The 11,655-nt window shown below is 58.9% G+C and carries 7 protein-coding genes, 1 tRNA gene and 1 pseudogene; all 9 read right to left on the bottom strand.

The annotated features are described in order from the left end of the window. Positions 1–178: 178 nt before the first annotated feature. Positions 179–1,336, bottom strand: coding sequence for an AAA family ATPase (locus J3D60_RS22845; protein WP_253492904.1), 1,158 nt, complete (start codon positions 1,334–1,336; stop codon positions 179–181). Positions 1,337–1,688: 352 nt separating this feature from the next. Continuing rightward, complete coding sequence (locus J3D60_RS22850; RefSeq protein ID WP_253492907.1) at positions 1,689–4,112, bottom strand: TonB-dependent siderophore receptor; 2,424 nt, start codon at positions 4,110–4,112, stop codon at positions 1,689–1,691. Between the two features lie 98 nt (positions 4,113–4,210). Then, positions 4,211–5,173 carry a FecR domain-containing protein gene (locus J3D60_RS22855; protein ID WP_253492909.1) on the bottom strand — a complete coding sequence of 321 codons (963 nt, stop codon included), beginning with the start codon at positions 5,171–5,173 and terminating at the stop codon, positions 4,211–4,213. After that, positions 5,170–5,676 (bottom strand): sigma-70 family RNA polymerase sigma factor, encoded by a 507-nt coding sequence (locus J3D60_RS22860; RefSeq protein ID WP_065941133.1) that lies wholly within the window; start codon positions 5,674–5,676, stop codon positions 5,170–5,172. The genes J3D60_RS22855 and J3D60_RS22860 overlap by 4 nt, the downstream gene beginning before the upstream one ends. A 403-nt stretch (positions 5,677–6,079) precedes the next feature. After that, positions 6,080–6,235: pseudogene (locus tag J3D60_RS22865) on the bottom strand (ribbon-helix-helix domain-containing protein); the annotation flags it as partial. Between the two features lie 179 nt (positions 6,236–6,414). After that, positions 6,415–6,490: transfer RNA gene (locus J3D60_RS22870), tRNA-Thr, on the bottom strand. 121 nt (positions 6,491–6,611) lie between these two features. Beyond that, positions 6,612–7,988 carry an HlyD family type I secretion periplasmic adaptor subunit gene (locus tag J3D60_RS22875; protein WP_065941138.1) on the bottom strand — a complete coding sequence of 459 codons (1,377 nt, stop codon included), beginning with the start codon at positions 7,986–7,988 and terminating at the stop codon, positions 6,612–6,614. Next, the gene (locus J3D60_RS22880) at positions 7,978–10,131 is read right to left on the bottom strand and encodes a type I secretion system permease/ATPase (protein WP_065941139.1); all 2,154 of its coding nucleotides are present in this window, start codon (positions 10,129–10,131) and stop codon (positions 7,978–7,980) included. Before J3D60_RS22880 ends, J3D60_RS22875 begins: the two co-directional genes overlap by 11 nt. 45 nt (positions 10,132–10,176) lie before the next feature. Continuing rightward, positions 10,177–11,529, bottom strand: a complete 1,353-nt coding sequence (locus J3D60_RS22885) for a TolC family outer membrane protein (RefSeq protein ID WP_065941140.1) — start codon at positions 11,527–11,529, stop codon at positions 10,177–10,179. Positions 11,530–11,655: the final 126 nt, after the last annotated feature.

Genomic DNA, 11,655 nt, shown 5'->3' on the forward strand with positions numbered 1-11,655 from the left:
GCCCCAATAAAGGCACTGAGATTTTTCTGTTAAAACTAAGCGCCTGGTTTTGGGGCCGCTTCACAGCCCTACTTACAGCCCGGTATTCCCAGGCGACTCCAACACCTTCACCGCATCATCAATAGCGGACCTACAAAGTCCAAGCATGTGACTAAGGTGGAAAATTTATTGCTTGTCCCTACCGCCCCTCAATCAACGCCCGCTCCTCCAACCAAATCTCCTGAACAAACTGATCCGTAATCGCATAAATCCCATGCCCTCGCCGCATGATGATGTTCTCCGCCACCAGCGCAATCACCACGGGTTGAATCTCTTCAACCCGCACTTCGCGGCCTACCGTCTTTGAATATTCCGCAGTTGCATCGGTAGAGAAAATCCCCCGAGCATCGCCTTCCGTAGCCGCGATCTTGTTGAAAATCGCCTGAGCCAGGCTGCCCAGCTGTTCGACTTTTTCAAGCTCAATACTTGCCGCCGCTGAGCGTAAGGTGCTGGCAATCACGGGGAGGAAAAGATCAGGATCACCGCCCTGTTGCAGTAGCTGACGCAATGCCTTGAGCATTTCCTCGGGTCGATTGCCCAGGGTATTGAAGGCTTCGACGGCGGCTTCAAGTGAGGGGAGCTTTTCCTTCTTCACCGTCATTGCCAGTCGGTTGAGCAGGAATTCAACGTAGTCACCCTTTAGCAGTGGATACGCGGCCGATGTCGCGCCGGAAAACGCTTGGTTGCGTTTGGCGGTCAGCTCGCTTACCTGGGCTCTGTGGGAGCTTGTGCCGATAAAAAGGAAGTAGCCCGGCGTATTCGGGCGCGGGTTGATTGCATCACGAGCAGCCTTGAGGGCCAGGAGCAGTTGGTTGCCATCGTCGGAGGAAATGGCATGTTGCACCTCGTCGATGATCAGCACGAGATCAGTCTTCGCTTGGTCGACGACCTCTGCGAGTGCTTGCGCCAATGTGGGGCCGTCGGCGTTGCCGATGCTGTCGAGTTTGAAACCGAACTTGAATCCTGCTGCGCCTAGATCGACATTGCTGACTCGCTTGAGCGTTTCCAGGATTGAAGAGCCCGGCGTTTGCAGTTCTTTCAGGGTCTTGTGGATGGCGTTGTGCACGAGCGTTGCCGGGTTGGCCAGCGTGTTGCTCCAGAGGTCGACATAAATCACCAATGCGCCTGCTGCTTCCAGGGCGGGGATGAGGTCGTTGCGCAGGAAGGTTGTTTTACCTGTACGGCGCAGGCCAGACAGAAAAAGACCCGAGCGTAGACCTTCATCTAATACGCCTGGATTGAGAAGCTGGTTTGCCATCAATTCAGCCAGTTCAGGGCGCTGAAATATGCTGCTCATGCAATTATCCCTTTTTATGGATACGCCATAATTATTGCCAATACATAATTTGGCATAAAGGATGAAATCCGGAGCTTTGGCGCGAAAAGAGGTGATTCAACGGGAGAGGAGGTGAGGTGTGGAGGGGATGATCGAGGATGAATATATGGTAAACCTCCTGAATTCGAACGTTGTCGATCATCCCTTCCGTAGAGAATAGGCAGGAATCCGCCAAAAGCTGCCGTGGCAGCAGGCTGCCGAAAGCAGTCCGCTGTCAACGCCCTCTATCGGCCGACGCTGTTGAAATATCGAGTACGAAAGCGGTTTTGTCTGGCAATTGCGCTACGTACCGATCCGGTCTCCAAGGTGGTGCTTACCAGTTGTAACTCACCGACCCGGTCACATTTCGGCGATACCCGTATTTGCAGCTGTCGCCGGTGTAACCACACTGAGAGACATAGGTTTCGTCGGTCAGGTTGGACGCATTGAGCGCCAGCTTCGCCCCTGCATAGGATGAAGACAGCTTGCCCAGGTCGTAGCTCAGGCTGGCGTCAAACAGCGTGTAGTGGGGGATGCCTTCGCTGTTTTGCGAATCGATATAGCTCTTGCCGACATAGCGTACTCCTCCCCCTATCGCCAAGCCCGATAGCGCGCCGCCCTGAATGGTGTATTGCGACCAGAGCGAGGCCAGTTGTTCAGGGGTATTGCCAGGTTGATTGCCTTTCTCATCGGCCGTATTGCTGCGGGTAATTTCAAGGTGTGAATAGCTGTAGTTGGCCATCAACTCCAGCGCATCGGACACCTGCGCCTTGCTTTCCAGTTCGATACCGCGCGACTGGATTTCTCCGGTCGCCACCGAGAAACGATTGTTGGCAGGATCGACAGTCAGTACGTTTTGCCGCGTCAGGTCGAACAGCGAGACGGTCACGTAGCTGTCACTGCCCTTGGGCTGGAATTTGATCCCGACTTCGTACTGGCGACCGGTTTCGGGTTCGAAGGCACTGCCGTCACGCGCCACTGCCGTGATGTTAGGGAAAAACGACTCGGAATAGCTCGCGTAGGGCGCCAGGCCGTTGTCTGCCAGGTACATCACACCGGTCCGCCACGTGAAGGCGTGATCGCGCTGCTTGAGGTCTGCCGCCGTGTCGGTGGCGTAATGGACCGTTTTCGAGCGTGCCCAGTCTTGGCGACCGCCCAGGTTAAAGACCCAATGTTCGTCGAATTTGAGCTGTTCCGAGAGATACACACCCGCCTGGTCTAGCTGACGACGCTGGTTGATGTCGTAAAAGGCGTCCAGGTCGCTGTAATCCTGGTGATAGACCGGCGCATAGATATCCAGGGGATCAACCACGTTGCCACCCCCCAACTGGTTGGTACTGGCATGTTGCAGATCGATACCGACCAGCGTTGTATGTTCGAAACGGCCGGCGTTCCACTGGGCCTGGAAGTGGTTATCGAGCAGCGCATTCTTCACTTTTTCGTGGCCCAGATATCCGAAGCGGCCCACGGTGCGCTGGTCGTCATCCAGGCCGTATTGGTAAATAGTGCGCTGTTCCTGGTAGGAACGGCTGTAACGGGCGTTCTGGCGGAATGTCCAGATATCATTGAGGTGATGTTCAAACTGATACCCCAGTGACCACTGTTCTACATCGTACTTGTCGAAGTCAGGGTCGCCGACAAAACGATCCGTAGCGATCCGTCCGTAACGCGAGCTGTCGAGGGTGCCTATCCGCGGCAACGCGTAGTAGCCCAGCACATTGCGGTCTTTTTGAAAGGACGCCAGCACCGTCAACGAGGTGTCGTCCGAGGGGCGCCAACTGATTGCCGGGGCGATGAATTGACGGTCATCACGGGCGTAGTCGATTTGCGTACCGCTGTCTCGCCACAGCCCGGTGAGGCGATAAGTCAAGACGCCGTCCTCGCTAAGCGGCCCGCCGAAGTCCGCAGCCAATTGCTTGCGATCAAAACTGCCTGCCTGCGCCACCAGTTCATGCAGCGGCTCATCGGTGGGACGCTTGCTGATCACGTTGACCATGCCGCCCGGTGAGCTTTGACCGTAGAGCACCGACGATGGCCCGCGCAGCACTTCCACGCGCTCCAGCCCATAGACTTCACCCACGGCACGGCTCTGGTTGGCAAAGCTGTACTGGCGCAGGCCATCGCGATAGATACCACCGCCAGTCGTCGCGTCAAAGCCACGAATACTAATCGTGTCGCGTCGGGTATCGACACCGTTGGCTTCACCATTGACCCCCGCCGTGTAGCGCAGCACCTGCCCGATGCTTTGCGGCTGCTGGGCATCGATCTGCTTGCGGGTGACCACGCTGATCGATTGCGGCGTTTCCATGATCGACGTATCGGTCTTGTTGGCACTCATGGTCCGGCTGGCGACCAGGCCATCGTTGCGGCCCAACGAGGTGTCGTATGCGGTGCCACTGATCGCAGTCGGCGCTAACTCCAACACGTCGCCGTTGCTCGGTACCAGCAGCAGGCTACCGTCGTCCTGGCGCTCATAGGTCAACCCCGAGCCGAGCAAGAGCTGCGTCAGGCCGGCCTCAGTACTGAAATCGCCTTGCAGCCCCTGGGTTTTCTTGCCGGCCGTCAGCGTTGAGCTGCCCGCCATGGTAATCCCCGCCTGTGCGCCGAAACGTGACAGCGCAGAATCCAGGGGGCCAGCGTCGATGCTGTAATGCTGCGAACTACCCGCGGCAAAGACTGGAAGGCTGCAAAGCGGTTGCACGCTGAGCAACAACAGCCCAAGCGTACGGGCACGCAGGGCGCGGGAAGGTGAAGTCATACGGGGCTCCTAAGGGGTCAAGACCCACCTCTGGCGGGTGGGTGATCCCTATAGGCCAAGCGAGTACGAAAAAACTATCGTGCAGCGGAAAAAATATTTCAGGCGGGCACGATCGAGACCCAATACCGCGTCATGCGCTCGATACGCACCGGCAGCGTGCGCGCTACCAGGGTCAAGGCTGCGTCGGTGTCATCCAGCGAAAAACTGCCCGTGAGGCGTAATCCTGAGACCTGCTCGTGACAACGTAAAACACCGGGACGATAACGCGAGAGCTCCGCCACCAAGGCATCCAGGCGCAGGCGATCCGCCGGCAGAATCCCGCGCAGCCAGGCCTGGGCGACCAGCAGATCGGGGCGGCTCGGTACGCCGATACCCAGGCGGTCCACCCGTGCCTGCCATCCGGCCTCAAGTGAAGAGAACGTTGGCTGGCCGCGTGAGTGCACCTGCACCTGGCCGCCCACGACGGTGACCTGCGTGCCCTGCCGGTCATGGCGCACCTGCAACTGCGCATCGCGGCTCTGCAGGATCGCGTCCGGCGTGATCAACTGCAGCGGGCGCGATTCTGCTCGCACCTTCAAGGCCAGCTCGCCCTCTATCATCTGGATGCGCCGCACCTGGTCATTAAAATCCAGGTTCACCGCACTGGCCGTGTTCAGCCATAGCGAGCTGCCATCCACCAGGGTCCACTGGCGACGCTCGCCTGTTCCTGTGCGGTGGTTCGCCAGCGCGGCGCGCACTGGCGTGGAACCCGCGCCTTGCCAGGCAACTGTGCCAACCGCACCAAGGACCAACAGGCGCTTGAGTAACTGCCGACGTTTCTGCATGTCCGGCCCAGCCGACGCCAGTGCCCTGCGCGCGGTGGCATCGCGCAAAAGATTCGCTCCGGGCTGCTGCAACAGCGGCAAGCTGGCGACACGTTGCCAGGCCTGCTCATGCTCATCGCTCGCCTCGCGCCAACACTGCAATGCTTCCAGATCAGGCGCACTCATAAGCCCGGACTGCATCCTGACAAGCCAATCAATGGCGATATCGCGCACCTGCGGATTAATCTCGGCCCTCATTCGAAACGGCTCGCATAGCACACACTGAATGCCTTGCCCATGGCCCGTTGCACTTGAGCCACAGTCAAACCCAACTGCGCAGCGATCTGCGGATACGTCAGGCCGTCGAGCTGAGACATGAAGAAAATCTGCCGTATGCGCTCAGAGAGCCCAATCAACAGCGAGTCGAGCTGCAACAAGGTTTCGATCACCAGATACCGGTCCTCGGGTGACGATTCCCCCCCTTCGGGCCGAGCAGCCAACGCTTCAAGATAAGCCCGCTCGATCTCCTGGCGGCGCCAGCGATTGACCAGCAGTCCATTCGCAATCGCCGCGAGAAACGCCATCGGCTGGCGCAACTCGCGCACCTGCTGAGGGGCGCGCAGCACACGGATAAACGTGTCGTGGGCCAGATCCTCGGCATCGGCACTGTGCCCCAACCGCCGGTTCAGCCAGCCCTGCAGCCAGCCGTGATGATTCTCGTACAACTGTTCGACGGACGATGTTGGGCTGGCATCCTGCATGTGAGGCTCGCACTGCGTGAATGATAATGCTTCTCATCGTATTGATCGGGCGCATGGTTGTACAGCGTTTACAGCTGTTTGATGGGGTGGAATTCTCCGTCCATATTCCTGACGGCCTTTGAATTACCCTGGCCGGGTTTGTTTTCTTGCAGTTGCCGATATTCATTCAAACGCCAAACAGCACAAAGCCCCGAGTTATGGGGCTTTGTGCTGTGGTGATGAGTCTGGACCACTGACTTGCAATCAGTTGGTCAATTACCTGGGCGCTTCGCGGTCACCTGGCAAGCTATAGGTCGTTCGATACGCATACGTGGTCATAATCAGCTCCCGGCAATCGGGCACTGGAGACGCTTTCCCTGCATGAGGGAAACGCTTCAGCATTAGTATCTGCAATGCCTTCCTACACGGCTTTGAAATGCCAGGATTCATCAGCCAAGTAGCGGCTCAAAGCGCGCTGCAGGTGGTATTGACGATCTCGGTCGGTCGCCTGCGCCAGTTGATCCAACTCGCTGGCAAGTTCGGGCTTTACTTGGAAAGACAGAACGGGAGAGGCTGCCATAACGCTGCTCCATACATTTTTGTGTACGCTGTGTACACGGTATGCAGACGTTATGCTTTGGCTGGTAGTCGGCCAATAGCGGTTTGTCGGTTTGGGGAATGATTTACAGGCGAGCGACTGGGTTGTATTAACCCAGAAACAACAAAGCCCTCACATTTCTGTGAGGGCTTTGTTTTGTATGGTGCCGGCACCAGGAGTCGAACCCGGGACCTACTGATTACAAGTCAGTTGCTCTACCAACTGAGCTATACCGGCGTGTTAGGGCGACGATTATAGCGACTGCCAAGGTTCTGTAAACCCCTGAAATCTGACTATTTTTGCGAAAACCCAAGTTTTCGCACATCTCCCCGCATTTCTCCGTGCCGCCAGCAAAAAATCAACGCTCGTGCATCGCCTCTGCGCGGGATTTGATGATCGGCTTGAGCAGGTAGCTCAGGATGCTTTTCTTGCCCGTGATGATGTCCACGGAGGCAACCATGCCCGGGATGATCAGCAACGGTTTCTCATCGGTGCCCAGGTGGCTGCGGTCGGTGCGCAACTTGATGACGTAGAAGGTGTTTTTCTTCTCTTCGTCCATCACGGTGTCGGCACCGATTGTCTCGAGTTTGCCTTTGAGGCCACCGTAGATGGTGTAGTCGTAGGCGGTGAATTTGATCATGGCTTCCTGGCCGGGGTGCAGGAAGGCGATGTCTTGTGGGCGGATCTTCGCTTCCACCAGCAGGGTGTCGTCCAGTGGCACCACTTCGGCCATGTCGCTGCCGGGCTGGATCACGCCGCCGACGGTGTTGACCAGCATCTGCTTGACGATGCCGCGCACGGGCGAGGTGACCATGGTGCGGCTGACGCGGTCTTCCAGGCCTTTGGAGGTGGCTTGGGCCTTGCTCAGGTTGGTGCGGGCTTCGTTCAGTTGAGCCAGGGCTTCGCTGCGAAACTTGCCGCGGGTCTCGTCGATTTTGCGCTGCACTTCGTTGATGGCGGCCTGGGCGCGGGGGATGGCCAGGGTTGTGCCGTCGAGCATGCCGCGGGTTTCTACCTCGGAGCGTTTGAGGCGCAGCACTTCTACCGGCGAGATCGCGCCTTGCTGTACCAGTGGTTCGGACATGCCGATTTCCTGGCGCAGCAGGTTCAGGCTATTGCGGTATTGGTCCTGCTTGGAGCTGAACTCACGTAGCTCCTGCTGGCGTTGCAGCAACTGCTGTTGCAGCCCGCCAATTTCGTCTGCCAACTGCTGGCGGCGGCTGAGGTACAGCGACTCTTCGTTCGAGGCCTGGTTGGGCACGGCTTTGCGTGCGGCATCGGTGATGTTCAGCGGTCGATTGTCGACCTCGGCGCTGAGGCGTTCCACACGCAGTTCCATGGCCACCCGGTCGGCTTCGGTTTCGCCGACGTTGGAGGCAAATCGGGTGTCATCCAAGCGGATCAACGGCGCGCCGGCTTCGACGATCTGCCCTTCATGCACGTAGATCTGCGCGACGATGCCGCCTTCCAGGTTCTGGATCTTCTGGATGCGCGACGAGGGGATTGCCTTGCCTTCGCCCTTGGTCACTTCGTCGATGATCGCGAAGTGGGCCCAGAGCAGCAGGAACACGAAGAAGCCGATCACGCCCCAGATGGTCAGGCGCACGATGCGGGGTGCGTCGTCGATCAGGGCCTTTTCGACCTCGGGCAGTGGCTGGTCATCGAGGGAGTCGCGGCCCTTGAAATAGCGGAAGATGACGTCCTTCAAACGGCCTGCGCCGGACTTAAGCAACACTGATCTGCCCCTTTTTCAGCGCTTCCATAACGGCCGCCTTTGGACCGTCTGCGAGGATCTGGCCACGGTCGATCACCAGCAGGCGGTCGACCAGGCTCAACAGCGAAGCGCGGTGGGTGACGAGAATCACCGTCTTGTTTTCGATAACCGACTGCAGGCGCTGTTTCAGGCGCTCTTCACCGGTGTTGTCCATGGCGCTGGTGGGTTCGTCCAGCAGCAGAATCGGCGGGTTCAGCAGCAGCGCACGCGCCAGGGCGACGTTCTGGCGCTGGCCGCCGGAGAGGTTTTGCCCGCGTTCGCCCACTTGCAGTTCGTAACCTTGCGGGTGCAGCCTGGCGAATTCATGCACGCCGGCGAGTTCTGCGGCTTGCAGCACCATCTCATCGTCCACGTAGCGCGCCCCTGAGACCAGGTTGTCACGCAAGGTGCCGGCCAGCAGTTGGATGTCCTGGGCGACGTAGCCGATGTTGTGGCGCAATTCGCTGACGTCGATCTGGCGGATGTCCACGCCATCCACCAGCAACGAGCCGGAGTCCGGCTGGTACAGGCCGACCAGCAGCTTGGCCAGCGAGCTTTTGCCCGAGCCGCTGCGGCCGATGATGCCGATTTTCTCGCCGGGACGAACATTCAGGTTGATGCCGCGCAGTGCCAGGGTTTGCTGGTTCGGGTAGGTGAAGTCAACCTCGCGGAACGTCATCGCACCTTGCAGCGATTTGCGGCTGAGCGGGCGCTCGTCGAAGTTGCGTTCCTGGGGGAGCTCCATCATCTGGTCCACCGAGACCATCGTCACCTTGGCTTGCTGGTAGCGGGTGAGCAGGCCCGACAGCTGGGCCAACGGGCCAAGCGCGCGGCCGCTGAGCATGTAGCACGCCACCAGGCCGCCCATGCTGAGGGTGCCGTCGATGATCTGGTACACACCGAAGATGATCATCGCCACGCCCGCCACTTGCTGGATCAGCAACGTGATGTTCATCGCCAGGCCGGACAAGACCTTGACCCGCAGTTCCAGGCGGCTGAGGGTGCCAATGGTCTGTTCCCACTGGTATTGACGTTCGCTTTCGGCGTTGTTGACCTTTACCGCATCCAGCCCGGCGAGGGTTTCGATCAGGCTCGACTGCCGTTCGGCACCCAGGGCCATGGTGCGCTCGAGTGTCGCGGTCAGGGGTTTTTGCAGGAAATGGCCGATACCCAGGGCCAGCGGGAAGGCGACGATGGGAATCCACACCAGGTGGCCGCCCAGCAGCGCGATCACTGCGAGGATGATCAGGGTAAAAGGCAAATCGATCAGGCTGGTGAGGGTCAGGGAGGTGAGGAAGTCGCGCATCCCCTGAAACTCGTGGATGTTGGAGGCGTAGCTGCCGACGCGCGCCGGGCGCATTTTCATCGACATGCCCACGATGCGCTCGAACAGCGTCGCGGAAATGATCAGGTCGGTTTTCTTGCCCGCAAGGTCCAGGCACAGGCTGCGCATGCTCTTGAGCAACAAGTCGAACAGGTAGGCGCCGCAAATACCGATAGCCAGCACCCACAGGGTGGCGGTGGCCTGGTTCGGCACCACGCGGTCGTACACGTTCATCACAAACAGCGGTGCGGCCAGGGCGATCAGGTTGATCACCAGGCTCGCGGCGATGGCGTCGGCGTAGAGCCAGCGCGAACGTTTGAGCGTGTCCTTGAACCACGAGCGTGCGCGCGGGATCAGCGTGCCGCTGGTGATATCAAATTTATGCTGCGGTTGGGCGAAGAACACCCGGCCGCTGTAATCCTGGCTCAACACCTCACGGGTGACCTGGACTTCGCCGCCGTCACTTTCGCTGAGCAACAGGCGGGCGGTATCGCCTTCCCATCCCAGCAGCACCGCACTGCGCCCTTCCTTTAACAGCAGCAAGGCCGGTAATGCGATGGACGGGATCTGCTCCAGCTTGCGCTGCAGCAAACGTCCCTGCAAACCTGCCCGTGCAGCTGCACGCGGCAGCAGGTCGGGGCTCAGGCGCTGCCCGGCCAAGGGCAGGCCGGTGGTCAGCATGGCCCGGCTGGCAGGCTTGTAATGCAGTGAGCAGAGAGCCAACAGCCCATCCAGCAACGGGTCGTCATGCTGAGTGCGCGGGTCATGGTTGAGTTGCGCCAAACCTATTTCAGAATCCAAGCTGACTCTCTCTTAAACGGTTGTGTGGTCCAACGCCGTCAAGAATCAGTTCATCCCTGGCAGGTTTACCGACGGTTTAATATCGTTCTGCACAACTGATGCCAGCGGGGCAACCACACCCTGACTTCTCAGCAGTTGGCCCATGTCGGCCTTGATTCGATACTGGGTGTAGATATAGAGGCTCTTGATCTGTGCCAAACGCTGCTGAGCGGTGAACAGTTCGTTCTCGCTGTCGAGCAAGTCGAGCAGTGTACGCTCACCCAGGCTGAACTGCTGCTGGTAAGAGGTGCGCACTTTGGTGCTGCGGTCGACGTACTGTTGCGCGATCGGCACCTGCTGGCTGGCATTGTTGTAGGCGTTCCACGCCAGGCCGAGTTCTTCGTTCAACTGACGCAGGGCGTTGTTGCGAATGTCCAGCGCCTGAGTGGCCTGGGAGGCCTTGGACTGCAGGCTGGCCTTGTCGCTGCCGCCGTTGTAGAGGTTGAACTGCATGTTCAGCATCGCGGAGTAGCCATTGTCATGGCCTTCTTCACCGCCGATGTTGTTGTTGGCCGAGCGTTGCAGCACCGCATCGAAGCGCGGGTAGAAGGTCGACTTGGCGGCTTCGTACTGCTTTTCGGCAGCCGCGATGTCTGACTCGGCAGAACGCAACACCGGGCTGTCCGCGATCATCTCACGGCGTGCCTGATCCAGGCTGGCCGGCAGGGCGGTCACAATACCCATCGGCTTTTCCAGCTGGTCCGGCTCTTTGCCGACCACGCTCAGGAAGTTGGTATTGGCGTCCGCCAGGTTGGTCTGCTCGGTGATCAGGTTGTTTTGCGCCTGAGCCAGGCGGGCTTCGGCCTGGTCCATGTCCGCCATCCTGCCCACGCCACGGCTGGTACGCAGTTTGATCTGGTCAAAAATGCGTTCGTGGCTTTTCAGGTTGTCTTCTGCCAATTGCACCATCTCGCGACGGGTCAGGACATCCAGATAAACCTGGGCGACCGTCAGTGCGGTGCGCTCGGACGTATTGAGCAGCGCATACCCACGGGAGTTGGCGGTGGCTTGTTGGCGGCCGACTTCATTAATGGTGCCAAAGCCCTGGAACAAATTTTGTTGCAGGCGGATGGTCGATTCGCCGCGGTTCAGGGTTTTCCAATCATGGCTGTTGCTGGCGGCGCGGGTAGAGGTGTTGTCGGAGCTTTCACGGCCATAACCGCCCAACACGTCGACTTTAGGCAGATAACCGCCCTGGGCCTCTCTGACCTGGTAGTCAGCGGCGATGCGCGCATTGATAGCTGCCTGGATCTCCGGGTGGTTTTCCACAGCGCTTTGCATTGCCTCGGGCAGGGTCTGCGCCTGAACGAAACTGGCGGCTAAAGCAAAAGGCATAGCTTTAAAAAGTTGCAAACGCATTTTGGTGTTTCCCCGGGGATTGGTTGCCTGAAAAACCGCAACAAAATTGGAATATTGCATTGGAGTGGCAACTCGAAACGCCCGTTTTTCTTGGGTGCCGAAGGGCGTAAACAGAAAGTCGCGAGG

The sequence above is a fragment of the Pseudomonas sp. S3E17 genome (assembly GCF_024168685.1).
GTDB lineage: Bacteria > Pseudomonadota > Gammaproteobacteria > Pseudomonadales > Pseudomonadaceae > Aquipseudomonas > Aquipseudomonas marginalis.

Excerpts from the sequence above, each read along its gene's own strand:
- J3D60_RS22845 (WP_253492904.1), bottom strand. The coding sequence starts at position 1,336 with ATGAGCAGCATATTTCAGCGCCCTGAACTGGCTGAATTGATGGCAAAC.
- J3D60_RS22850 (WP_253492907.1), bottom strand. The coding sequence starts at position 4,112 with ATGACTTCACCTTCCCGCGCCCTGCGTGCCCGTACGCTTGGGCTGTTG.
- J3D60_RS22855 (WP_253492909.1), bottom strand. The coding sequence starts at position 5,173 with ATGAGGGCCGAGATTAATCCGCAGGTGCGCGATATCGCCATTGATTGG.
- J3D60_RS22860 (WP_065941133.1), bottom strand. The coding sequence starts at position 5,676 with ATGCAGGATGCCAGCCCAACATCGTCCGTCGAACAGTTGTACGAGAAT.
- J3D60_RS22885 (WP_065941140.1), bottom strand. The coding sequence starts at position 11,529 with ATGCGTTTGCAACTTTTTAAAGCTATGCCTTTTGCTTTAGCCGCCAGT.